Consider the following 24759-nt stretch of genomic DNA (forward strand, 5'->3'; position numbering starts at 1 on the left):
CCGGAAAATCGCTTCAGTTGACGTCGATGCGCCCTCGCAGGCGCATCAGCAGCCGGTCGATAGCGGACCCCCCGCTCTCGATCCCGACTGCCAGGGAAACATACCATAAAGCCGTGTTCCCGGCAGGCCACAACGGCCCCAGTTTGACGGCGTCCTTGAGAGTGCAAATGACGTAATCGCAGGTCGCGGCTGTCTCGAGAATTGTGGCGACGTCGTCACGCGTGAACGCGTGGTGATCAGGAAAAGATCGGCCGTCCACGCGGGCCCCGAGCGACTCGAGCTGGACGAAGAATGCCGCCGGATTTCCGACCGCCGCCACGGCAAGAACGCGCTTCCCCGCGAGTGTTTCGGCGGCCTTGCTGGCACCGGCGGGCGATTCACGCACGATCTGCCCGAGAGTCAGCTTTGCGACCGCGACCGTTGCACCGCCCGCAACATCGCGCACGGCCCGCTCCACCTGAGCGACGCGCGCCTCCGACGCCGCCTTGTGCGTGATCACAACAATGGAAGCCCGCGAAAGACCTGAGAGCGGCTCGCGATACGGCCCCGCCGGCAGAAGGTGATGCCGCCCATTCCAGTCGTCGGCGCTGACCAGCACGATGTCGAGGTCGCGTGCAGTGCGACGATGTTGAAACGCATCGTCGAGAATGGCGACATTGGCACCGCGCGCAGCGGCTTGGGTGATTCCAGCGCTTCTGTCGGCGCCGACGACAACCGGAATACCCGGGTTCAACCGGGCGTGCACGAGCGGCTCGTCGTCGCCATAACCCCTGAGCACGATGGCCGGTGCAAATCCCATCGCTGCCAGGCGTGCGGCAAGCCATGCGCTCACCGGCGTCTTCCCCGTCCCGCCGACCGTGAGGTTGCCAACACTCACCACGGCGATGTCCGACGTACGCGCGGGAAGAAGGCCGCGATCGTAAAGCTCGCCGCGCAAAGCGACTGCTCCGCGGTACACGCCTTCCAAAGGCAGCAGTGCTGCGCGGGCAAGCCGGCCGGCAATCGTATCGCCGTGCCACACCCGCTCGATCAGGCGCACGCCTGCCGTCCGGCGTCGTCCATCAGCTTTTCGAGCCGCGGCGCCTCCGCTGCAGCTTCGCGGGGAGTCGCTGCTTCCACGCGAGTGGGCGGCCCATACGCAACGGTAATCCGCGCGAACGGCTTTGGTACGATGAAGCCGTCCCAGGTTGACAATCTCCAGAAGCGATTCACGTGAGCCACGATCGGCAGAATCGGAGCTCCGGCGCGGTTCGCGGCGACGGCTGCGCCCGGAGCGAATTTATGGCGTGGACCGCGGGGGCCGTCGGGAGTGATCGCGGCGTCGTTGCCTCCGCGGAGCGTGCGCACGAGGCCGATGAGTGCCCGCCCTGCTCCGCGGGATGTCGAGCCGCGAATCAGCGCGTATCCCATCCACCCTAGTATGCGCGCGATAATCTCGCCATCCTTGTGCTCGCTCACAAGCACCGCCACCCCTTGATCGCGGTGATGCCAGAGCAGCGGCAACATCTCGCCGTGCCAGAGGGTGAACAGCACCGGCGTTTTCTCGGCCCGGAGTTTCAGCAGCGCATCTTCGCCGACAGTTCGGTACCGCCACGTGGAAGCCAGTGCGCGAATCACGGTCCCGCCGGCAAACAGCGAAATGCGCGTGCCCAACGGAAGCTCCGCCGTCCCGCGTGAATCCTTCATCGGGCGAGATCGCTCGCCATCGTCGCGACCCGCTTCGCCGCTCCTGGCTTGCCGAGCTTCGCGCGAACTTCGGCCAGCCCGTCGAGAACACGTGTGCGCTCGGGATCCGACGGATCCATCAGACGCTGCAGCTCGACCGAAACCGTCCGCGGAACGATCGCGTCCTGTACGAACTCACGGGCGACTTCGCGTCCGGCGACGACGTTTACGAGACCGATGTGCAGAATCGTCACCATCATTCGCGCGATGAAATACGAGATCGGGCTGGTGCGGTATGCGACGACGAGCGGGCAGTCTGCGATCGCCGCCTCGAGAGTCGTCGTTCCACTCTTGCACAGCGCGGCATCAGCTGCACGCAACACCGTGAATGACGCAGAGTGAACGAGGCGGAAGGGACATCGCGCCGGATCGAGAGAGATCGCCGGCGCGACGCTGACGACCACCTGGAGGCCGGGAACGTGCCGCTCTGTTTCTCGCGCCGTCTCAACAAAATCGTCTATGTGGCGGTCGATCTCCTGCTGCCGGCTGCCGGGAAAAAGCGCGAGCACAGGGGCGGAGTCGGGCAGGCCGAGGGTTGCGCGGGCAGTGCGCTTGTCGGGCAGATCGCCGGCGCGGTCGAGCAGCGGATGGCCGACGAAGGTTGCATCGATGCCGTGCCCGCGCAGAAGGTTTTCCTCGAACGGAAGTATCACCGCCGCCTTCGTGACGATGCGCGCGAGCTTCGGAATGCGCCCTTCGCCCCACGCCCATACCTGCGGTGTCACGTAGTACAGGACCGGCACCCCTGCTTCGGCTGCGGCCGCCGCAGCCTTCATGTTGAATCCCGGGTAGTCTATCACGACGAGCAGCTTGACATTGCCAGACGCGATCCGCTTCCGGATCCGCTGCAGCAGCTCCCAGTGCCGGGGAACGTGCCTGATGATTTCGATGAAACCCATCACGCCGGTATCGTAGCGCTCGAAGAGCGCGACGCCGGCACGCTCCATGAGAGGTCCGCCAAAGCCGGTCAGCTCGAGGTCGGGACGAAGACGCCTGAGCTCCTCCGCTACTCCCGCAGCGTGGAGATCGCCGGATGCTTCTCCGGCGATGAATACAACCTCAGGCACGACTGGTGGCCGCTACTCCGGTGAGAGCGGGGCGCGTGCGCTCAATCTCGGCGACTATGCGGAGTGCCACCGCAAGCGCGCGCCTGCCGTCCTCCCCCGTCACCACGACGGGGGCTTCGCCACGGAGAGCGGCGACGAAGCTGTCGAACTCGAGCCGCAGCGGCTCGCCTTCGGGCGCGGTCAGCGAGATACGGTCCACGAAGTCAGTGATGCTGACCGGCCCTGCGGGAGGGCGCGTGGGATCCATCTTCTCCTTCAGCCGGAAGAAGTCACCAGTGCCCGATCCAAGGTCGAGGGAGAGGTATCCGCTCTCCTGGAAGATCCGGATCTTCCGCACCCTGTCACGCGAGATACGGCTCGACGTGATGTTCGCGACCGCGCCGGACGAGAACGTCACGCGCGCATTGGCGATGTCGAGCATGGGCGTGAGAACCGGAACACCCACGGCGGAAATCTCCTCGGCGGTGTCCCCGACGAGTGTCAGCACGAGATCTATGTCGTGAATCATCAGGTCGAGCACGACGGCGACGTCGGAACCGCGAAGGCTGAACAGCGCGAGGCGCTCGCTTTCGATGAATCGCGGACGGGACACGTACGGCAGCGCGGCGCGCACCGCCTGGTTAAACCGCTCCACGTGGCCGATCTGGACGATGCAGCCATTTCGATGAGCGATCTCGAGCAGCTCGTCAGCCTGTTCCAGCGTCGCGGTTATCGGCTTTTCGATGAAGACGTGCTTTCCGGCTTCGAGCGCGGCTCGCGCAACTGTGTAGTGTGCGGGAGTCGGAACGACAATCGTCACCGCGTCCACGTCAGCGAGAAGGCTCGCCTCGTCCGTATACCGGCGCACACCGAGCTGGGTGGCAACCTCGCTCGCCCGCTCATCCCGTGCCTCCACGAAGCCGGCCAATGCCACCGACTCCATGTCGCGGAGAATGCGAACGTGATGAAAGCCGAGGCTGCCGGCGCCGATGACGCCAATCCGCGCGGGAGCCGTCAGATGACTACGCCCCGCTCGCTCTCCTCGACGAATCGCATCAGCTCCTCGACCTCCGGGAATCTCTCGAGATCCGACTCGGCACGCTGCATTGCCTGCGTGAGATTGAGGTCGGACCGGAAGAAGAGACGGTACGCGCGCTTCAGCTCGAGCACGACTTCCTCGGAGAATCCGTTGCGCTGCAGACCCACGCTGTTGAGGCCATACAGTTTCACCGGATTCCCCACCGCCTTGAGGAACGGTGGAATGTCCTTCGACACGCGCGAGCAGCCTCCGATGAAGCTGTGGCGGCCGATGCGCACGAACTGGTGGACGGCGGACAATCCCGATATCGCCGCCTTGTCTTCGACGATCACATGACCGGCGAGCTGCACGCCGTTGGCGATGACCACGCCGTTACCGATGTGGCAGTCGTGCGCAAGATGCACGTATGACATCAGCAGGCAATTGCTTCCCACGGTAGTCTTGAACGACTGCGACGTGCCGCGATTGATCGTCGAATACTCGCGGATCACCGTGTGGTCGCCGACTTCGACCGTCGTCTCCTCGCCGGCGTATTTGAGATCCTGCGGCGGACCGCCGAGGATGCTCCCGATGCCGACCTTGACGCCGGTACCCAGCTTCACGTCGCGCTCGAGTGTCGCGCGCGGATGGATCTGACAGTCGTCCCCTACCTCGCAGCCGTCGCCGATGATCGCGAATGGACCCACCTCGACGCGCTCGCCGAGCTTCGCTCGCGACGATATGATCGCGGTGGGATGTACACCGCTGCACTTCACTTGTCGCGAACCATCGCCGCCATGTCCGCTTCGGCCACCACTTCGCCGTCCACCTTCGCCACGCCGCGCATCTTGCAGACCTTGCCGCGGATCTGCACGACGACGAGCTCGAAGAGGAGCTGGTCTCCCGGCCTCACGGGCTTCCGGAACTTGACGTTGTCGAGCGACATGAAGTAGGCGACTTTCGAATCCGATTGATTCTCGCCCAAGCCCATGAGGAGAACGCCTCCGACCTGCGCCATCGCCTCGATGATGAGAACGCCGGGCATGATCGGATGCCCGGGAAAATGGCCCTGAAAGAACGGCTCGTTGATGGTCACGTTCTTGAGCCCGACGATCCTCTTGTTCTCCTCGATCTCGAGTATCCTGTCCACGAGAAGGAACGGATACCGGTGCGCGAGAACCTTCATGATGTCTTCGATTCCGTACACCATGCCTCTCCCGGCTGCTGTCCTGTTCGCTACGGGCGAGGAGCCATTCCCCGCCTGTACTTTTCCTGCCCGCATCAGCTCGCGGACCAGTGTCACCGTGCCACGGTGGCTTGGCCGCACGGCCACGATCCGCGCCTGGACGCGGGCGCCTGCCAACGCCAGATCCCCAACGCAGTCCATCGCCTTGTGCCTGACGAATTCATCCGTCCAGCGCAGCGGCCCGCTCACGACTTCCGCGTCGTCCAGAACGACAGCATTCTCCAGCGACGCCCCCTTGATCAACCCACGCGCTCGCAGCCACTCGACCTCGCGCACGAATCCGAACGTGCGTGCCGGTGCCAGCTCCTTCGCGAACGATTCACAGGTCACGAGAAGACGGGTGGACTGCCTGCCGATACGCGGGTGCGGAAATTCTATCGTGACGTCGAGCTCAAGCCCGCTCGACGGATACGCTTCGTAGACCGACTCGCCGTCAATGATGCGCACGGGCTCGGTCAGCACCAGAATTTCCGGTTGGCCGTCCAGAGCCGCAAGTCCCGCGCTCTTGAGCGCGTCGAAAAACGGGCTGGCGCTGCCGTCGAGGATCGGTGGCTCGGGTCCATCCATCTCGATGAGAATGTCATCTATCCCGAGCGCGGCGACGGCGGCCAGCACATGCTCGACGGTGTGGACGGTGTTCGTCCCGCTTCCCAGCTGCGTCTGCCGCTCGGTCTCGCTCACCTGGTCAACCGTCGCGCGAATCGGCGCGGAACCGGGGAGATCCACCCTCAGCAGCGAGATTCCCTGTCCCGATGTCGCAGGACGGAATGTCAGGCGGCACGCCTTTCCGAGGTGCAGGCCGGTTCCTTCCAGCGTCACCGGCTTCGCAACTGTCGTACGGCTCATCCCGGGTCCCGCTCTTCCTGCTCGAGGATCCGCTCGATGCGCTTCATCATGCCGGCAATCCTGAACAGTGCCCCCGTTGCACGCAACGACTCACGATGCGGCCGCGCCGGATAGCCGGACCACACCTCACCTGCGGGCACGTTGCCGAACACGCCCGATTGCCCACCGATCCGCGCACCGGCTCCGATAGTGATGTGACCGCCGAGCCCGGCCTGCCCCGCGAGAACGACTCCGTCTCCGATCTGCGCCGAGCCCGAGATTCCCACCTGAGCCATTATCAGGCAAAGCTCGCCGACGCGGACGTTGTGTCCGATCTGCACGAGGTTGTCTATCCGCGTGCCGCACCCGATTACCGTGTCGTCGATGCTGCCGCGATCCACGGTCGTGTTGGCGCCAATCTCCACGTCGGAGCCGATGATACATCGGCCGACATGCGGGATCTTGCGATGCTCGCCTCCGGTAAAAACGTAGCCGAAGCCGTCGGAGCCGATACGGACGCCGGAATGAAGCACGACGCGGTCGCCCAGCTCAGCTCCCGAATAGAGAGTGACGTGTGGGAACAGCCGTGATGCGGATCCGACGGACACACCGTCTCCGACGACGCAGTGTGATCCGATCCACGCGCCATCACCGATCGTCGCTCCGTCACCGATTACCGCATACGCATCGAGAGTGACACCGGTGCCGATACGAGCGCCGCTCCCGATGCGCGCGGTGGGATGCACGCGAGGCGTCCGCTCCTCACTGGGATACAGCCGGGGGAGAAGCTCGAGCATGGCTGCCTGGGGCTTCTGAACGATTATGCGGGACGGTATATCACCGGGCGATCCGGCAAGCTCCGGCGTCACGAGAATTACGCCGGCCGACGACGACGCCAGTGCAGGCGCGTAACGCGCGTCTCCGAGAAAGCTGAGCTGATTCCGCGCCGCCCTTCCAAGAGGCGCGACGCTGTCTACCTGTGTCTTCGGCTCGCCTTTCAGCTCGCCATGCACGATGTCCGCAATGGCCGCAGCGGTGAGAGTACGCACACGCTCACCGCTGACAGGACCGGATCCGGAATGTGCAGGTGTCAACGCTTGGGCGCGGTGACTCCAGCCGGCTTAGGCGTGACGGCACCCGTGGCTGCAGGCTTCGGCGCAGGCGCTGCCTTCACGCGCGCAAGGACCTTCTGCGTGAGGTCGAGATTCTTGTCGGCGGCGACAATGACGCTGGTCTGCGACGCGACGTCGAAGATCATCGCATAGCCATCCTCGGCGCGGATCTGCTCGATGACCTTCTGCAGATTCTCCATGATCGGCCGGATGAGCTCGGCCTGGCGCGTCTGCATCTGCTGATCGAGCTGGCGGGCGCGGTTCTGGTAATCCGCTTCCTTGTTCTGGATCACCTTGGCCCGCGAAATGCGCGTCGCGCTGTCGAGGCGTGCGGACTCCTTGTCGAAGTTCGCGGCCATCGTCTGGAGCGAGTCGCTCATCCGCTGAAGCTGCGCCTGATAAGCCGTGACCTCTCCCTTGAAGCGAGTCTCCGCTTCAGCGCGACCGGGCGCCTCGGCGAGGATCGCCGCCGAGTTGATGAAGGCTATCTTCGGTGCCGCCTGGGCCGATGCCGTTCCGGCCGCTGCTGCACCAACAATGAGTGCGAGCGAAGCCGCACGAATCAAACCACCCATGAATACTCCAGTGTTAGAAGAACTGTCCAAGTTTGAAATGAAATTTCCAGCCAGGCGCCGGACGGCCGGTCGCATCCAGTCGGTCCAGACCATACCCTAGATCAATACCGATTGGTCCGAGCGGGCTGACGATCGCCGCACCGAATCCGAAAGAACGAAACAACCGCGTGGGATCGAACTGGCGCGGGCGGTCCCACACGTTGCCGCCCTCGAAGAATGTATTCAGATACAGCGCCTGATTCACGCGAAGGCCGAACTCGCCGGTTCCGGTGAAAAAGGCGTTACCGAACGACTGACGCTGTACTCCGCCGCCGCCTTCCGCGAACTGGTTGAATCCGGAAGGCGTGATCGAGAACTCCTCATAGCCGCGCAGCTGCTCGCCGTATTGAGTGCCGCCGAGAGCGAACGACTGGCTATAGAAGAACGGGCCAGGATCACCGAACAGCGCACCGGCGCGGGCGGTCAGTCCGAGCACGAACGTCATCGGGGCCGAGCCCAGCGCGGCGACGCCGATGCCGCCAATGGGCGCGTAACCCTTGAGCTCGGTGGTGTACCGCTGGAACGACGCCGTGCCTCCAAGCGGCCCTCCGTTGAACTGCGCGTTGAACGTCTGCGATCCGCCCTCTGCCGCGAACGGCAGACCCAGCCGCGTATCGTGCGACGCGGTGAATCCGACAGTGGAACGGAAGCAGTTGTCACAACGGTTGTCCACCGTGCTCAACAATCCTTCTCCGCCGTACGACACGCCCTCGCCACCATAAGACACAAGGATGCGGCTATAAAGCGAATTGGGCACCGGGAAACCGACCTGCACCTGCGCGCCGGTGCGGACCGTGCGGCCAAGATCGGCGATCGTGTACCGCGACGCCGTATGATACGCTGTCAGGCTGCCCGAGATCCGCGTCTGATTGATGTTGGGATCCGTGTACGTCGTGTTGAAGTCATTGATGTAGCGGCCGAACTGGTACTGAAGCTGCGCGCGCTTGCAGCGACCGAGCAGGTTGGGCTGGTCGAGCCCGACGAAACCGCCGATACCCGTTCCCTGGCCAGTGGAGGCTCCAAAGTTCACGTTACCTGTACGCTTCTCTTTCACGCGGAAGATGATGTCCACGTCTCCCTGGTCTCCGACCGGACGGGTCTCCGGCGCCGGCATCGGCGACTCGAAGAAATTCAGGTTGGAGATGTTCTGATAGCTGCGCAGCAGATAGTTGCGGTTGAACACCTGCCCCGGCGCAAGAACCACCTGCTCGCGAATGCACGACTCGTAGGTGAAGTCGTTGCCCTCGATGTCAATGCGATTCACGATGGCGGGGCTCGCCTCGTCTATCTCCCAGCGGAGATTGACGACGCGGACGGAATCGCCTCCCGGCTGACGCTCGACGACGGGCCGGATGCGCGCATAGATGTAGCCTTCGTCATTGTAGGCGTCGCGAAGCTTCTGCTCCGCCGCCTCCCACTTGCCGGCGTCGAACGTGTTGGCCGGATTGTGATACGTTCTGCGGATGATTCCCGCCGCTCGCTGGGTCAGCGTCTGCGCGTCCCCCGCGAACGGATAGTACTGCTGGATCTCGGCGCTCGAGAAGCGTTTGTTGCCGAGCACCTCGAACGTTCCGATCCTGTATCGCGGTCCCTCGCTCACTTCGAGGTCAATCACCGCCTTGCCCGCCTCGCGATCGATGATCAACGAATCGCTGAGTATGCGGAAGTCTATGAAGCCGCGGCTCGAGTAAAGCTGCGGAATGCGCTCGGCGAGATCGGTAGCGTACTTCGAGTCGTCGAATTCCCCCTTCCGGAACCAGAAGAATCCTTCCGGCTTCGACTGCATCGCCGCGGCGATATCGGCCGCCGAAACGCCACGGTTGCCAGTCACGCTGAGCCCGGAAACAGCGAGACGCCTGCCCTCCTCGACCGTGAACGCAATGCGGACATTGCTGTCGGACTCGCGAACGGTGTCCACGTGGACGCGCGCCAGATAGTAACCCTTCGACTCGTACAGCGAATCCGCGCGCTCGACGGCGAGCGCGAGCGCGGAAGGATCGAGCGGCTTGCCAGTAACAAGCGTCAGCCGATCGCGAACATCCTTTGCCGAGACTCGCTCGGCGCCCTTCACCGTGTACGCGCGAAGTACCGGCCGCTCGCGCACGCTGATCGTGAGCGTGGTGCGGGGCGTCACCGGCGGAACGGAGCAGAGAACCTGGATGTCCTCGAACTGGCTGGTGGCGAAAAGTGCCTTGATGGCACGCTGGACGTCGCGGTAATTGAGCGTCGTGCGCGCGGAAATGCCCGCACCCGAGCGGACCGTCGCGTCGGTCACCCGCGAGTTGCCGGTAACGACGATCGTGTCAGGGGTCGTGCAGGCTCCGGGGGCGTTGTCCTGGGCCAAAACGGGAGACCCTGCCGCCATCAGAGCCAGCAGGGTGACAACATGCTTTTGCATCGTTGAAATATACACGTATCGGGATTGTAGGGTCCTGCTGCGCCGCGCACTTCCCGATTAGACAACGGGACCGCGAAAGACGTTGCCAGGCAACTCTCTCGCGGCCCCGGAACCCGGCCAGGCCGGGTCTACTGCGCCTGCGTCGTGCTCGTCAGGACGCGAAAATCCAGCTTCTCCCCGTCGCTCGAGATGTCCACCTCGACCTCGTCGCCCTTGGCGAACTCGCCAAGCAGGATCTTCTCGGAAAGCGGATCCTCGATGTAACGCTGGATCGCTCTCTTCAGCGGGCGCGCGCCGAATTTCTCGTCGTACCCCTGCTTCACGAGGAACCTCGCCCCCGGCTCGGTGAGCTTGAGCGTGAGTTCCTCGTCGCTGAGACGCTTCTGGACTGCCTGCATCAGGATGCCCACGATCTGTCCGATGTGCTCCTCCGACAGCGGATGGAACACGATCACCTCGTCGAGGCGATTCAGGAACTCGGGATTGAAGACGTGCGTCATCTCCTCCTTCACCTTCTCGGCGATCCGCTCGAAGCTGCTGCGGCCGTCGGGGGTGGCGAAGCCCATGTTCCGTCCCTTCGTGATGTCACGCGCGCCGACGTTCGACGTCATGATCACCACGGTGTTCTTGAAGTCGATCACTCTGCCGTAGTTGTCGGTGAGGTGGCCTTCATCGAGCACCTGGAGCAGGATGTTGAAGACGTCGGGGTGCGCCTTCTCGATCTCGTCGAGCAGCACTACGCTGTACGGCTTGCGCCGCACCGCCTTGGTGAGCGTGCCCGAATCCTCGTAGCCGACGTAGCCCGGAGGCGCGCCGATGAGGCGGGACACGGAGAATTTCTCCATGTACTCGCTCATGTCCACGCGGATGAGCGCGGCGGGATCGGCGAAAAGGAACTTGGCCAGCGCCCGGGCGAGCTCTGTCTTTCCGACGCCAGTTGGCCCGGAGAAGATGAACGAGCCGATGGGACGGTTCGGATCCTTGAGACCAGCCCTGCTGCGGCGGATGGAGCGCGACAGTGCCTTGATCGCCTCATCCTGGGCGACGACCGACGCGTGCAGCTCATCTTCCATGCGGAGCAGGCGTGCCGTCTCCGCTTCCTGCAGGCGCATGACCGGAATGCCCGTCCACCGGCTGACGATGAACGAGACTTCTTGCTCGCCGAGCACGGGCCGATGCGACTGGCGGTGCTTCTCCCAGTCCTCGTGCTTCCGCCTGATGTCGCCCTGCAGCTCACGCTCCTTGTCGCGCAGAGACGCCGCGCGCTCGAAGTTCTGGTCGCGAACCGCGGATTCCTTTTCCGTGTTCACGCCCTCGAGCTGCGTCTTGAGCGCGGCGACTTCCGGCGATGGCGCCTGCGTCGCGAGACGGGCGCGTGCGCCGGCCTCGTCTATCACGTCGATCGCCTTGTCCGGAAGGAACCGGTCGGTGATGTAGCGCTCCGACATCTTCGCCGCTGCCTGCAGCGTCGTGTCGGGAATCGTCACCTTGTGGTGCTCCTCGTATTTCCCGCGAAGACCCTTCAGGATCTCGACTGTCTCGTCTACCGAAGGCGGCTCGACGATGACAGTCTGGAAGCGCCGCTCGAGAGCACCGTCCTTCTCGATGTACTTGCGGTACTCATTCAGCGTGGACGCACCGACGCACTGGAGCTCGCCACGCGCGAGCGCCGGCTTGAGCATGTTGCTGGCGTCGATCGCGCCTTCGGCGGCACCGGCTCCGACGAGCGTGTGCAGCTCGTCTATGAACAGGATGACGTTCTTGTTCTGGGCGATCTCGTTCATCACCGCCTTGAGCCGCTCCTCGAACTGGCCGCGATACTTCGTTCCGGCGATGACGGCCGCCATGTCGAGCGACAGGACGCGGTGCTCGCGAAGGCTGTCAGGGCATTCGTCATTGGCGATGAGCTGGGCGAGGCCTTCGACGATCGCCGTCTTGCCAACCCCGGGCTCACCGATGAGCACGGGATTGTTCTTCTTGCGGCGCGTGAGAATCTCCATCACGCGCTCGATCTCCTTCGCGCGGCCGATCGTTGGATCGAGCTGCGACTCCGCGGCGAGCTGAGTGAGGTCGCGGCAGAAGTGATCGAGCGCGGGCGTCTTCGATTTCTTCTCGCCCTTGCCGGCGGAAGCAGGCGCGGCCGAAGATCCGCCAGCAGGGGCTGCGGCCGTGCCACTCTGCGGCATGTCGGTGCCGAGCAGGCGCAGCGTCTCGGCGCGCGCGGCGTCGAGATTGATGCCGGCGTCCGTCAGGACCTGAGCGGCAATTCCCTTCTCCTCTCTCAGGAGGCCAAGAAGCAGATGCTCCGTCCCGACATAGTTGTGAGTCAGGTCGCGGGCCTCGGCCATCGCGAGCTCGAGAACTTTCTTCGCTCTGGACGTATACGGGAGATCGGGACCGGTGGCGGCGGCCGCCTTGCCCTTCTTGACTGTGTCCTCGATTTTCTGCTGGATCTCGTCGAGGTCCACGCTGAGGTTCTGGAGAACTGCAGCGGCGACTCCCTCTCCCTCGCGTATCAGTCCGAGCAGGATATGCTCCGTGCCGACGTATTCGTGACGAAGCCGCTCGGCTTCCTCTCGCGCCATCGCGAGAACCTTTCGAACACGTTCGGTGAAGTTGTAGCCGTTCATCGTGTAGACCCCGTATCATCAGCGAGAATTCGCCGCACGTACTTCGCGCGCGCGAGATTCTCTTCGCTCGTCGTCAGCTGGCGACCTTCGGCATGCGCCAAATGTGCCGACTGACTGAATATCAGGAGCTTGTTGAGGGTATATACACTCAGATCGGTAATCAGTTTCAGACCAACCGCGAGACGAACGCTGCTGAGATAGCTCATCACCTCGTCGAAAGTGAGGCTTCTCGCGTAACGAAGCGTTCCGTACGCTCGCCAGAGCTTGTCTTCGATAATATAACCGGCATCCCGAAGCAATACCTTTCTTGCTTCTTCCTCGCGCTCGATGACGTGGGTTACCACTCGCGTCAGGTAATCCAGCAGCTCCCCTTCGCTGCGTCCGAGCGTCGTCTGGTTCGAGATCTGGAAGAAATTCCCGACGACTTCGCTTCCCTCTCCGTACAATCCCCTGTACGTGAGCCCCACCTGCTGAAGGCCGGCAAGAACCTTTGCGATCTCCTTCGTGAGCACGAGACCGGGAAGATGGATGAGCACCGATGCCCGGAGGCCGGTGCCGGCGTTCGTCGGGCAGGCGGTGAGAAAGCCGAACTCGTTGTGGAACGCGTACGGAACCCGGTCTCCAAGCTCGGAGTCGAGGGCATACACGGCGTTGAAGGCATCCGCTATCCGCAGCCCCGACTCGAGCGCCTGAACGCGCAGGTGGTCCTCCTCGTTGATCATCACGCTCGTCGCGCGCGTGAGAAATACGGCGGATCCGCTCCGGACGGGACGCTGGGCGTCAAGACCGGCCAGCTCACGACTGACGAGATGACGCTCATGGAGAAGAAGGCGATCCTCGGCGGGCATCTCGTCCACGCGCAGCATCACGCCATGATGAAGCTCGCGCATGCCTGAAATGGCCTGCTGAACCTGCGACAGGATACGAAGACGCTCCCCGTCGCGGGCTCTGCCGGCGAACGCGTAGCCCTCGAGATTCCGCGCGAGCCGGATGCGCGTGGATATCACGATGTCGGGATAGTCGCCGGACGCGTCCAGCCATCCCACCCCGCCGTCTGGCAGCAACGAGAGATCGAGCATCACTCCATCCCTCTCAGCCGGTCGCGGATGTCCGCGGCAAGCTCGAACTGCTCGGCTTCTACGGCGCGCCTGAGTCGGTCGCGCAGCTCATTGGCGGTGCCGCCGTCGGGCACCAGCGCAGAAGCAGGGGACTCGTAGCGGCGCCCCATGTGCTGCGAGCTACCGTGTACTCGCCGAAGCAGATCGCGCATGCTCTTCTCGAATGCGTCGTAGCAGTGCGCACAGCCGAGGCGGCCGGTGGATCTGAAGTCGCGGAAGGTAGAGCTGCAGAACGCGCAGCGGGCGGCGTCTCCCTGGGTCGCCTGCATCGCGTGGTGAACACTCTGCAGGAAGTCGGAGACCTGCGGCTTCGGCGCGCCGGCGGTCGTCTCCACGCCGCGCTCCGCGGCGCAGCGCTCGCAGAGATGCAGCAGGCGTACGCCCGTGCCCTCAATCTGGGTCAACTGAATGACCGCGTCGCCTTCCTTGCACACATCACAGACCATACCGCTCCCCCAACTCGGAGACGCCCCCAGTGAGCATCCCGCAACACCATACCTAACTATACGAACGTGTCACTCACAACGGTTTCGGAAAGACGGCCGCCCTCGAGCAGCAGAACCCTGCTGGCACGGGCGGCCAGCGAGCGGTTATGCGTCACGACGACCATTCCGATCTCGAGATCGTTCACGACCTCCGTCAGAAGGTCGTGCAACATCTCGCCGTTGGCGAGGTCAAGATTTCCCGATGGCTCGTCGGCGAGGACGATCCGCGGATCGGTCGCCAGCGCCCGCGCCACCGCCGTCCGCTGCTGCTCGCCGCCGGACAGCGCGGACGGGAGGTGATGCATTCTCCCGCTGAGCCCCACGCGTGACAGCAGCTCCCCGGCACGGCTCCTTGCCTCGGCGACAGTCTTCCCGGAGATCCGGAGCGGCATCATCACATTCTCGAGAGCAGTGAACTCACGAAGAAGGTGATGAAACTGAAACACGAAACCGACCGAACGGTTCCGAAGCGCAGCCAGTTGCTCGTCGTCGAGTCCGGCGATGGGCTCGCCACCGATCACGACGTAGCCGCGCGTTGGCCGCTCGAGCGCGCCGAGCACGTGGAGCAGCGTGGACTTCCCCGCCCCGCTCGCTCCGACGATCGCGACCATCTCGCGGTTATTGACAGCCAGATCCACCCCGCAGAGGACGTTGATCGTCCCACCGTCACCGCCGACGTAGGTCTTGTGCAGGTCGTGCGCTTCCAGAACCGCCATTGTCTACTCGTGCCTGATCGCGTCGATGGGATACAGCCGTGATGCCTGGATCGCCGGATAGAGAGTAGCCACCGCCGCGGTGAGGATACTCGCCATAACGATCCATACCACGTCCGCTGGCTGAGTCGCAACCGGCAGATGATCTATGAAGTAGATGGACGGGTCGAGGGGGATGAATTCGTACTTTTCGAGCGCGAACGCGCCGCCGAATCCGAGGAGCAGTCCGAGGGCCGTACCTACCAGACCGATCACGATTCCCTGGGCGAGGAAAACGCGGCGTATGGACCGCGACGGCAACCCCATCGCCTTCAGGATGCCGATCTCACGCGTCTTGTCGGCGACCACCATGGTGAGCGTACTGACGATGTTGAACGCCGCCACCATCACGATGAGAAGAAGGATGACGCCCATGCCGAGCTTCTCCAGCTTGAGCGCCTGGAAGAGCGATCGGTTCTGCTCCTGCCAGTCCACTGTCCGGTAGGGCCAGCCGAGCGAAGCGGTGATCCGCTCGGCGACCTGGCCGGCGTCCCACCGGTTGCTCGTTCTCACCTCGATGCCGGTCACGCCATTCCCGAGCGCGGCAAACTCCTGGGCCTTGTCGAGAGCGATGTACACGTAGGCATTGTCGTACTCGTACATCCCTGTCTCGACGATGCCGGTGACCTCGAACTGGAAGATTCGCGGAACGTATCCGCCGGTGACTGGATTCGCTTTCACTCCCGAGATGGAGACGAGATTGATCTTATCGCCGGGCCATGCGTTATACCGCGACGCGACGAGCTTGCCAAGCACAACTCCCCGTATCTGTCCATCGCTGCTGGCAAACCGGAAGTCCCCGGATATGAGATGCTGGCGAATGGTGGTCACGTCGGGAACGCCGCGTCCGGAAGGAAGCATTCCGACGACGTACGCCGCGCCGGCATAGTCATGGCCCGCGTTCATGCCGCCCTCGACGAGCACGAACGGCGCGGCGGCTACCACTCCCGGCTGCCGCTTTACCTTGCCGAGAACTGTGCGCCAGTCGTCAATCCTGAGATCCTCGCCATAACTGAGAACCCTGATGTCCGGGCTGCCGACGAGAATTTTTTCGCGGAGATCGCGTTGCAGGCCGTTCATCACGCCGATGATGAGGATGAGCGCGCTCACGCCGACCATCACACCGCCGATGGCGATGATGCTGATGAGCGACAGCAGGCGGGAACCGCGCCTGCTCCGGAGATATCTCCACGCAATGGACATCTCGAGGCGGTTCATTCGGGGCGCATGGTCGGAAAGAGGATGACGTCGCGAATGTTCTGTGTTCCGGTCAGGTACATGAAGAGGCGGTCGATTCCGACTCCCACACCACCCATCGGAGGCATTCCGTATTCCATCGCGCGCAGGTAATCCTCATCTACACCGGAGGCCTCCAGATCGCCCGCCGCGCGAAGCCGCGCCTGTACCTCGAGGCGCTCACGCTGGTCTATGGGATCGTTCAACTCGCTGAATGCGTTCGCGATCTCCCTGCCGTTGGCGAATAGCTCGAACCTTTCCGTGAGAGCGGGGTTTCCGCGCTTCAGCTTCGCCAGCGGGGACAGCTCGACCGGATAGTCCACGACAAACATCGGTTCGGTGATCTTCGACTCGACGAGCGACTGGAAGATTTCGTCCATCACCTTGGGCCGGCTCAGCGCTTCGGGATGCGAGACGCCAACGCGCGATGCCAGTTGCCTCAGAGTCGCGTCGTCGCAGGCCATCACGTCCGTGCCGGCGGCGTTGTTGAGCGACGGCACCCATTCGATGCGCGGGAAAGGCGGCGAAAGCCTCGGCACGCTGTCTCCCACTTCCGGCAGGCCGCGCAGTGCGACGGACACGCTGACGAGCAGCAACTCGACGCGGCCCATCATCACCTCGTAATCCGCGTATGCCTCGTAGAACTCGAGCATCGTGAACTCGGGGTTATGCGTCCGATCGATCCCCTCGTTGCGGAAATCGTGGCCGATCTCGTAGACGCGCTCGAAACCACCGACGACGAGCCTCTTGAGATAGAGCTCGTCGGCGACGCGCAGGAAGAGCGGCATGTCGAGCGCGTTGTGGTGCGTCGCGAATGGTCGCGCCGCGGCACCGCCGTACAGGGGCTGAAGCACCGGCGTCTCGACCTCGAGGAAACCCAGTTCGTCGAGAAACGATCGAATCGTCGTGATCATCCGGGAGCGCGCGACGAACAGCGAGCGCACCTCGGGATGCACAGCGAGGTCCGCGTATCGCTGGCGATACCGCTGCTCGGGATCGCTGAATCCCGAGTGACGGATAGTCTCTCCGTCGATCACTTCTTCCTTTCCGAACGGAAGCGGTCGCAGCGACTTGGCGAGCAGCTCGAAGCTCCCGACGCGAACGGTCGTCTCGCCGGTGCGCGTACGGAACAGCGGGCCCGTCACTCCGATGATGTCGCCGAGATCGAGGTGGGAGAGCACCGCGAATCGCTCGTCGCCAAGCTGATCGCGACGGAAGTAGAGCTGGATGCGCCCGCTAAAATCAGAGAGGTGCGCGAAGACGGTCTTCCCATGCGCGCGCCAGGCCACGACGCGGCCAGCGACGGAAACACGCGGCCCTTCCCCGGCGCCTTCATGCGCCGCACCGGCTGCCTGGACCGGGAGCAACGCAAGCGCTTCGGCCGCGGTGTGGTCGCGGTGATACGAATAACCGAACGGATTTACCGAAGACGCGCGCAGTGCCTCCAGTTTCTCACGCCTCGCCTTGAGGACGAAGTTGAGGTCGTCGCTCACTGGCCCGCTCCGCCGCCGGACTGTTTCAGATACGCCTCGATGAATGGATCTATGCCTCCGTCCATGACCTTCTGGACGTCCGGAATCTTCAGCCCGGTTCGATGGTCGTTGACCATCGTGTACGGCTGAAACACGTAGCTCCGGATCTGGCTGCCGAAGGTCACGTCCTGCTTGTTGGCGTCGACCTTTGCCTTCTCCTCCTCGCGGCGCTGAATCTCGGCCTGGTAGAGCTTGTTCTTCAGCATCTGCATCGCCTGCGACTTGTTCTTGAATTGCGACCGCTGGGCCTGCGATGCGACGACCGTTCCCGTCGGAATGTGCGTAATGCGCACGGCTGAGCTCGTCTTGTTCACGTGCTGCCCGCCGGCTCCCGACGCGCGATATACGTCTATCCTCAGATCCTCGTCGCGAATCTCGATGTTTATCTCTTCATTCACCACGGGATAGACGAACACCGAAGCGAAGCTCGTGTGCCGCCTCGCCGCCGAATCGAATGGCGAGATGCGCACCAGCCGGTGCACGCCTGCCTCCGGAAGAAGAAATCCGTACGCATAATGCCCGCGAATCTCGAGGACCGCGCCCTTGATCCCTGCTTCCTCTCCCTTGCTCTCGTCCAGCAGCTCCATCTCGAACCCTTTGCGCTCGGCCCACCGGGTGTACATGCGCATGAGCATCTCCGCCCAGTCCTGCGCCTCGGTCCCGCCAGCGCCGGCGCTGATCTCGACCTGCGCGTCGCGGTAGTCATCGGGCCGGCGGAGAAGCGTTCGCAGCTCGAACGAGTCGAGCTCCGATTCGAGACCCTCCACTTCAGTCTCCAGCTCCGACTCCATCTCCGCGTCCGGTGACTCGCGCAGAAGCTCGTCGAGCTCCTCAGCGCTCCTGACTCGTGCCGTCAGCTTGTCGTAGGGCTCGATCCATCCGCGGAGCGTCTTCACTTCCTGAAGGACCTGCTGCGCCGTTTCCTGCCTGTTCCAGAAATCCGGCTCCGCCATGCGCGCTTCGAACGCGCTCAGCTCCGCCCGCTTCGACTCGATGTCAAAGATACCTCCGCACTTCCGCGAGACGCTCAGCCGCGCTAGCGAGCGCGCGACCCCTCTCTCCGATCGTTTCCGCCATTCGAGTCGAGCCTGTTAAAAGATTTTCTTGCCGGCGCCGAGCACTTCGTTCAGCGACTCCTGAAAATGCGTCGTCGACCGCGCGAAGTCCGCTCCCACCTGCGCAATGTACTCTTCGTAGCTCTTCCTGATCTCGTCGCGGAACAATTCCTTGAGGGTTCCCTTCTCGAGCCCTTCGGCATGCTTGGCCGGATAATAAGCCACCATGTCCGAGACGAGGGCGCGGGAGAGGCGCCTGGCGCGCAGGCTCGGATCGCGCGCGAGAAACGGATTGATGGGCCGGCGCTCGCCGGGAGCAGGCGAGACCGGTGTGGCCGGAGTCGGCGCGCGCGTCGCCGGAGGTATCGAGACCACGGGGAAAGTCGTCGTGGGCGCGAGCGAAGGTACATCGGCCTCCGCGGCCGCGAGGTACTCGCTCGTATGCGACTCGATCAGCGGCGGTGGAGAGGCCGGGGGTGCGGGCGCCGACACGCGCGCTGGAGCTGAAGCGGGCGGAGCGGCGGTCACCGACGGCCAAGGCGTGCGCGGAGTCGGCCACAGCGGAGGAAGTGACGCGCCGAGCGGCGGCGCGAGTGCCTGAGGAGTTGCGACCCGCGGCGAGGCCGCGGGAGTAACTCTGGCTTGAGGCGCGACCGGCGTGGGACGCGACGGCCTCGACGGAATGAAGGGACCAGCGGCGGTCGGCTTCTCCGCGGGCATCGCGGGACCGGCATTGAACGCTACGCCGACCGGCTCCGCCGGCGTCATCCGCGTCGCCGGACCGGATGCGGCGATGCCCACCGGAATTACGCCGCTGCAGGTCGAGCAGCGCGCCCGTACGCCACCCGTCGGGACCTTCGCCGGATCGACCCGGTAGACTGTCGCGCACTGCCGACAACTCACGTTCATCGCTTGTCTCCACCCTTGGTTGAGCTTCCCAGAGGCGACTCGAATATCGGCGGCCGATCATCCGTCCGCGTGTCGATCGAATATACAGAGCCGCTGAGCGTCTTCGCGTATGTCTTCATCTCGGTCGCCAGTCGGCTTACCTCCCGCGGCTCCTTAAAGGTACGCTGCGCATTGGTCACGACACCAACTGAAAGTGTCATGAGCGGAACCCGGTCGAGCACGCCTCTTCTGTCCTTCCCGAAAAAATAACCTGCCCGGCGGTCCGGCTCCGAATATTGATACGGCACGAGCAGGTCGAAAGTTGAGGTGATCTCGCCGCAGATCCCGGCGATCGAGTCGTAAGGGATGATGAAGATGAAGTCGTCTCCCCCAATGTGGCCCACGAATCCACGCTCTCCGCACAGTCCCTTCACCACGTCGTGAAGAAGCATGGCGAGAATGCGGATGACGCGGTCCCCTTCATAATAACTGTACCGGTCGTTGTATTCCTTGAAATGGTCGAGGTCGGCGTAGCAGACCGCGAAAAGATCCGGCAATCCCAGGCGTCGCGAGATCTCCGCCTCGATCGCACCCGCTCCGGGAAGGCGCGTTGAGGGATGAACCCCGAGGTCCCGGTCCGATCTGACGAGGAGCGCGTCGAGCCGCCGGATACCTTCCGACTCGTCCATCCCCTGTGGCAGAACCTCGTCCGCGCCGGCGTCGAAAGCGTCCCTCACCGATTCCGCCCCGGCGGCGGCGAGGAAGAGCGCGGGAACAACCCCGGTGTACGAGTCCTGCTTCAGACGCGAGCATGCCGCAAGCGCGTCTACGCCGGCACGTCCGTCGAACAGCACAAGCCGCGGCCGGCCGCGGAGCGCGATCGCCATGAGCTCGTCGGCGGAACTCACAGAGATCGGCGGTGCCCTCTGCCTGCCCAGCCACGCCGCGACGCCGGCGGGCAGCGAGTCGCCGCCAGCCGTGAACACGATCATTGCCGGAGCCGACATCGTCGGGCTCATGCGTCAGATACCAGAGTCAGGATTGGTTCTAGTAATAGAAGAATGCAACGCCTATCACTGCATACGCCACGAGCAGGAACGCGCCCTCGAGCCAGTTCGACTCGGAATCCTGCATCACAGAGGACGCAACCGCCACCGCAACCGCAACGCTGGCGACCTCCATGACCGTGAACGCGAGATCCATCGGCTTCCCGGTGACGAGCCCCAGCAGCACCAGCAGAGGACCGACGAGCAACGCGACCTGGATCGCCGAGCCCACCGATATCGACACGGCCAGATCCATCCGGTTCTTGAGCGCCATGAGAACCGCCGAGCTGTGCTCGGCCGCGTTGCCGATGATTGGAATGAGAATCAGTCCGACGAAGAGTTGTGAAAGCCCCAGTGATTTCACGGCTTCCTCGGTGGACCCGACGAGAAGCTCCGAGAGCACGCCGATCGTGGCGCCCACGGCGATGAGCACTGTCACGGCCTTCCGCAACGACCAGCTCGACGGCGCCTGGTGGTGTGCGACGTCGCCTCCTTCGCTGAAGATCGTGCGGTGGCTGATGACCGAGTAAACGAGCGACATCGCATATCCGACGATGAGGAGCCCGGCGACCCAGACCGACATGCTGAGCGTCGCACGGCGGAGAGGATCGGGATGCAGCGCGTGAAAGACTGCCGGCATCACGAGGCCGAGCACCGCGACGACGAGGAGCGTTGAGCTCATGTCGGTAAGATTGCGGTTGATCTTCTGCGACTTGTACCTGAGACCGCCGGCCAGCTGGGCCGCACCGAGCACGAGGAGAAGATTGCCGAGGATCGACCCCGTGATTGATGCCTTCACGAGATCCACCAGTCCGGCGCTCAAAGCGAACGCGCCGATCACCAACTCGGCAAAGTTGCCGAGCGTCGCGTTGATCAGGCCGCCCACCGTGGGGCCTGTATGTCCGGCAAGCTCCTCCGTCGCCCTCCCGAGGATCCCCGAAAGCGGCACGATTGCCGCGGCACTGAGGAGGAAGATCAGCAAAGGCGAAGCGTGGAGCAGCCTGGCGGCGATCGCGAATGGCACGAAGACGAGAAGCGCGTAAAGGTATTTCATCGGGGGCAGCCTATCGGCATCCGGGCATCAGAAGACGAAGCGGAGCGACACGTACGTCGGCGTTTTTCCCGCGTCTTCCGACAGGCCGCCGAAAGTGCGCGCGATGTCGAAGAGAAGCCGGCCGGTGCCGAGCCCGAAACCGATCGCGGCATTCGCGCCGTCGGCATCATTCGCGATGTAGCCGCCGCGGAGATGCACCGTTTTCTGGTACGTCAGGTCCACGCCGAGTCTGGCGGAAGGATCGTCCGCCGTCTTCGTGGCGATGACGTCGGCCGCGGCGCGTACGTCCACGTCGGATATGTACTTCGCGAGGAATCCGAGCTGGTACGACAGGCCGACCTCGATCCGCGTCGGGAGCGGATCGGCCTGCTCGCGATCGTTCACCTGAAGCTTGGTTCCGATGTTCCGGATTGCGGCTCCGATGCGCATCGGACTGTCGCCGGAGATATCGTACTGCGCGCCGAAGTCCACCGCGCTCGATGTCGCGCTGAAAGTGGAGACATTGGCGCATTGTCCCGAGCAGTCCACGCGGTACTGGAGCCGCTTGTAGGTGACGCCGAGGCTGAGGTTCCGGCCGACTTCCGCGCCGAACGTGCCGGCGAAGAGGATGTTGCGCGGCAGCACGAGCCCGATCGGTGTACCGCCGGGATCGGTGATTTGCTGATTGCCGAAATCGAGAATGTTCACCGACGCGGCGAAGGAGCCGACCGACTTCTTGGGGACGAGCAGCGTGATGATGTCGCCTCGCGCGGCGATCGTCTCGGAATGATGGATCGCCGCCTCGCGCTTTCCCTGCCTCGCTATTGAAGCCGGATTGGACCAGATACCTTCGCTGCCGGTTCGCTCGGCGACGGTGGCCTGCCCCATTCCGACCGTTTGCGCGCCCACGGGAAGCAGGAGGAACAGCGCGCCGTCGCTGCTGGCGCTGGCCTGGGCGCGTACGGACACGGGAGCGATCGCGACGGCCGCGAAGGCCGCGAAGGCAGCGAAGGCAGCGACGGCAGCGACGGCGCCGAGCACTGCCCGGCGAATCGGCGGCCGCACGCTAGAGCGGCGACGCCTCATCGATGAGCATGATCGGGATGTCATCACGCACCGGGTAGCGCAGCGAGCAGGTATGGCAGATGAGGCTCGATTCGGCTTCGCGGTACTCGAGGTAACCTTTGCACTTCGGGCATACGAGAATCTCCAGCAACTGCGCGTCAACGCTCATGGTCGCTCATCCTTTCCGATGTGATATCCCAGCCGTTCGAGCGCGGATGTGCTTCGCCGCCAGTTGGGGAGCACTTTGACCCACATGTCCAGATACACGCTTTCGCCGATGAACGTTTCGATCTTCTTCCGGGCGGCCTGACCGACCTCGCGGATCCTCGCGCCCTTCGCGCCGATGATGATTGCCTTCTGGCTGTCCCGCTCGACGTATACGACCGCACGAATGTACACCGGTGAGCGACCCTCGCGGAACTCCTCGATTCCCACGGCGACGCTGTACGGCACCTCGTCGTGCAGCTGCTCGAGCACTGTTTCACGAATCATTTCCGCGACGAAGAAGCGGACCGACTGTGTGCTGACGTCGTCGTCGGGATAGAGGAACGGGCTCACCGGCAGCGAGTCCGCGATCTTGCGGATGAGGGCGTCGACGGACTCGCCGGTCCTCGCGGAGACGAAGATCGCGTCGGGGCGCGCGGCCTCGAGCTCGGATCGCCTGGCCGGGTTGAGCAGGTCGCTCTTGTTCAGTACTTCGATGATCCGCGCGCGCGGCGGCGAGGCGAGCCCGGCCGCTTCTTGCAGTGGGGGAGGTGCGCCGTTGGAAGCGTCGGCCAGGTATACGATTACGTCGGCGTCCCTCAATGCCCTGAGAGATGTCGAGCGCATGGATTTCTGCAGCTCGTATTTGGGCTCGAGCAGTCCCGGGGTGTCGAAGACGACCATCTGCGTGTCGTCCGCTGTGCGGATTCCGACGACTCGATCGCGGGTGGACTGGGGTTTCTGGCTGGTGATCGCGAGCTTCTGCCCGACGATGCGGTTCAGGAGGGTGGATTTGCCTGCGTTGGGGGCGCCTGCGACTGTGACGATGCCGGCTCTGGTCATTAGCTGAATCTAAACCGCTTCGGGTAGCGGGTAACGGGCGGCGGGTAGCGGGCAACGAAAAAGGCGCCACACATTACGTGTGACGCCTTTTTCAAAGGGTGCCGGCGACGGCCTACTCTCCCGCGTCCTCTCGGACGGAGTACCATCGGCGCTGCAGGTCTTAACGCTCGTGTTCGGAATGGGAACGGGTGTGGCCCCTGCGCTCTAGTCGCCAGCGATGTGTGATCGCTGGCGACTGCCAGCGATGTGTGATCGCTCGGATGTCATTCCTATGGAAGGAATGACGACGGAAGTAGTGTGATCGTGTGACTCTGAATCAACAGGTTAGACTGCGATATGCGTTTGTTCGGATTGCTTCGGCATTTAATCCGAAGACAATAAAAGAAGATCAAGCCTCACGGGCGATGAGGATCGCTGCGCTTGTAATGGATTGCTCCACGTCCACGTGCGACCTCTTGACGGGATGGTCTCTCCCGGCCCTTCAGGGAGCTCAAGGCTACAGGGAGGTTTCATCTTGGGGGTAGCTTCCCTCTTAGATGCATTCAGCGGTTATCTTCGCTTGCCCTCGCTACCCGGCGATGCAGTTGGCACCACAGCCGGCACACGAGCGGGCAATTCGACCCGGTCCTCTCGTACTAGGGTCCACACCCCTCAAACCTCCAACGCCCACGACGGATACAGACCGAACTGTCTCACGACGTTCTGAACCCAGCTCATGTACCACTTTAACCGGCGAACAGCCGGACCCTTGGGACCTGCTCCAGCCCCAGGATGTGATAAGCCGACATCGAGGTGCCAAACCGCGCCGTCGATGTGAACTCTCGGGCGCGATAAGCCTGTTATCCCCAGCGTACCTTTTATCCGTTGCGCGATAGCCCGCCCACGCGG

Annotated in this window: 22 protein-coding genes, 2 rRNA genes and 1 pseudogene; all 25 read right to left on the reverse strand. The window is 63.6% G+C overall.

Going from position 1 to position 24759, the window contains the following annotated elements:
- Positions 1–13: 13 nt before the first annotated feature.
- Positions 14–1039 (reverse strand): tetraacyldisaccharide 4'-kinase, encoded by a 1026-nt coding sequence (gene lpxK, locus Q7S20_14485; GenBank protein ID MDO8503038.1) that lies wholly within the window; start codon positions 1037–1039, stop codon positions 14–16.
- Positions 1030–1686: a lysophospholipid acyltransferase family protein gene (locus tag Q7S20_14490; GenBank protein ID MDO8503039.1), complete on the reverse strand. Its 657-nt coding sequence runs from the start codon at positions 1684–1686 to the stop codon at positions 1030–1032. Before Q7S20_14490 ends, lpxK begins: the two co-directional genes overlap by 10 nt.
- Positions 1683–2792, reverse strand: a complete 1110-nt coding sequence (lpxB, locus tag Q7S20_14495) for a lipid-A-disaccharide synthase (protein ID MDO8503040.1) — start codon at positions 2790–2792, stop codon at positions 1683–1685. Before lpxB ends, Q7S20_14490 begins: the two co-directional genes overlap by 4 nt.
- Entirely contained in the window at positions 2785–3762 is a 978-nt protein-coding gene (locus Q7S20_14500; GenBank protein MDO8503041.1) for a Gfo/Idh/MocA family oxidoreductase, read from the reverse strand. Before Q7S20_14500 ends, lpxB begins: the two co-directional genes overlap by 8 nt.
- Before the next feature lie 23 nt (positions 3763–3785).
- Positions 3786–4565 (reverse strand): acyl-ACP--UDP-N-acetylglucosamine O-acyltransferase, encoded by a 780-nt coding sequence (gene lpxA / locus Q7S20_14505; GenBank protein ID MDO8503042.1) that lies wholly within the window; start codon positions 4563–4565, stop codon positions 3786–3788.
- Entirely contained in the window at positions 4562–4999 is a 438-nt protein-coding gene (gene fabZ, locus Q7S20_14510; GenBank protein MDO8503043.1) for a 3-hydroxyacyl-ACP dehydratase FabZ, read from the reverse strand. Before fabZ ends, lpxA begins: the two co-directional genes overlap by 4 nt.
- Positions 5000–5080: 81 nt before the next feature.
- A pseudogene (gene lpxC / locus Q7S20_14515) lies at positions 5081–5881 on the reverse strand (UDP-3-O-acyl-N-acetylglucosamine deacetylase).
- Complete coding sequence (gene lpxD, locus Q7S20_14520; protein ID MDO8503044.1) at positions 5878–6909, reverse strand: UDP-3-O-(3-hydroxymyristoyl)glucosamine N-acyltransferase; 1032 nt, start codon at positions 6907–6909, stop codon at positions 5878–5880. The pseudogene lpxC and the gene lpxD overlap by 4 nt, the downstream one beginning before the upstream one ends.
- Before the next feature lie 41 nt (positions 6910–6950).
- The gene (locus tag Q7S20_14525) at positions 6951–7547 is read right to left on the reverse strand and encodes an OmpH family outer membrane protein (GenBank protein MDO8503045.1); all 597 of its coding nucleotides are present in this window, start codon (positions 7545–7547) and stop codon (positions 6951–6953) included.
- 13 nt (positions 7548–7560) lie between these two features.
- The gene (gene bamA / locus Q7S20_14530) at positions 7561–9984 is read right to left on the reverse strand and encodes an outer membrane protein assembly factor BamA (GenBank protein MDO8503046.1); all 2424 of its coding nucleotides are present in this window, start codon (positions 9982–9984) and stop codon (positions 7561–7563) included.
- Positions 9985–10112: 128 nt separating this feature from the next.
- A complete protein-coding gene (locus Q7S20_14535) occupies positions 10113–12614 on the reverse strand; it encodes an ATP-dependent Clp protease ATP-binding subunit (protein ID MDO8503047.1) in 2502 nt (833 codons plus the stop codon).
- Positions 12611–13693: a protein arginine kinase gene (locus Q7S20_14540; GenBank protein MDO8503048.1), complete on the reverse strand. Its 1083-nt coding sequence runs from the start codon at positions 13691–13693 to the stop codon at positions 12611–12613. Before Q7S20_14540 ends, Q7S20_14535 begins: the two co-directional genes overlap by 4 nt.
- Entirely contained in the window at positions 13693–14178 is a 486-nt protein-coding gene (locus Q7S20_14545) for a UvrB/UvrC motif-containing protein (GenBank protein ID MDO8503049.1), read from the reverse strand. The genes Q7S20_14540 and Q7S20_14545 overlap by 1 nt, the downstream gene beginning before the upstream one ends.
- A gap of 56 nt (positions 14179–14234) precedes the next feature.
- Complete coding sequence (locus Q7S20_14550) at positions 14235–14933, reverse strand: ABC transporter ATP-binding protein (protein MDO8503050.1); 699 nt, start codon at positions 14931–14933, stop codon at positions 14235–14237.
- 3 nt (positions 14934–14936) lie between these two features.
- Positions 14937–16187, reverse strand: coding sequence for an ABC transporter permease (locus tag Q7S20_14555; GenBank protein ID MDO8503051.1), 1251 nt, complete (start codon positions 16185–16187; stop codon positions 14937–14939).
- Positions 16184–17698 (reverse strand): lysine--tRNA ligase, encoded by a 1515-nt coding sequence (gene lysS, locus Q7S20_14560; GenBank protein ID MDO8503052.1) that lies wholly within the window; start codon positions 17696–17698, stop codon positions 16184–16186. Before lysS ends, Q7S20_14555 begins: the two co-directional genes overlap by 4 nt.
- A complete protein-coding gene (prfB, locus tag Q7S20_14565; protein ID MDO8503053.1) occupies positions 17695–18741 on the reverse strand; it encodes a peptide chain release factor 2 in 1047 nt (348 codons plus the stop codon). The genes lysS and prfB overlap by 4 nt, the downstream gene beginning before the upstream one ends.
- Before the next feature lie 87 nt (positions 18742–18828).
- Entirely contained in the window at positions 18829–19701 is an 873-nt protein-coding gene (locus tag Q7S20_14570; GenBank protein MDO8503054.1) for a zinc-ribbon domain-containing protein, read from the reverse strand.
- Complete coding sequence (locus Q7S20_14575; protein ID MDO8503055.1) at positions 19698–20687, reverse strand: diguanylate cyclase; 990 nt, start codon at positions 20685–20687, stop codon at positions 19698–19700. Before Q7S20_14575 ends, Q7S20_14570 begins: the two co-directional genes overlap by 4 nt.
- A gap of 40 nt (positions 20688–20727) precedes the next feature.
- Complete coding sequence (gene cax, locus Q7S20_14580) at positions 20728–21780, reverse strand: calcium/proton exchanger (protein ID MDO8503056.1); 1053 nt, start codon at positions 21778–21780, stop codon at positions 20728–20730.
- A 27-nt stretch (positions 21781–21807) separates the two neighbouring features.
- On the reverse strand, positions 21808–22824 hold the full coding sequence (locus tag Q7S20_14585; GenBank protein ID MDO8503057.1) for a PorV/PorQ family protein: 1017 nt from the start codon (positions 22822–22824) through the stop codon (positions 21808–21810).
- Position 22825: 1 nt separating this feature from the next.
- Positions 22826–22993 (reverse strand): Trm112 family protein, encoded by a 168-nt coding sequence (locus Q7S20_14590; GenBank protein MDO8503058.1) that lies wholly within the window; start codon positions 22991–22993, stop codon positions 22826–22828.
- Positions 22990–23871, reverse strand: coding sequence for a GTPase Era (gene era / locus Q7S20_14595; protein ID MDO8503059.1), 882 nt, complete (start codon positions 23869–23871; stop codon positions 22990–22992). The genes Q7S20_14590 and era overlap by 4 nt, the downstream gene beginning before the upstream one ends.
- A 99-nt stretch (positions 23872–23970) precedes the next feature.
- Positions 23971–24087, reverse strand: a 5S ribosomal RNA gene (rrf, locus tag Q7S20_14600).
- A 168-nt stretch (positions 24088–24255) separates the two neighbouring features.
- Positions 24256–24759, reverse strand: a 23S ribosomal RNA gene (locus Q7S20_14605); the annotation flags it as partial.

This window comes from Gemmatimonadaceae bacterium, from assembly GCA_030647905.1.
In the GTDB taxonomy this organism is placed as follows: domain Bacteria; phylum Gemmatimonadota; class Gemmatimonadetes; order Gemmatimonadales; family Gemmatimonadaceae; genus UBA4720.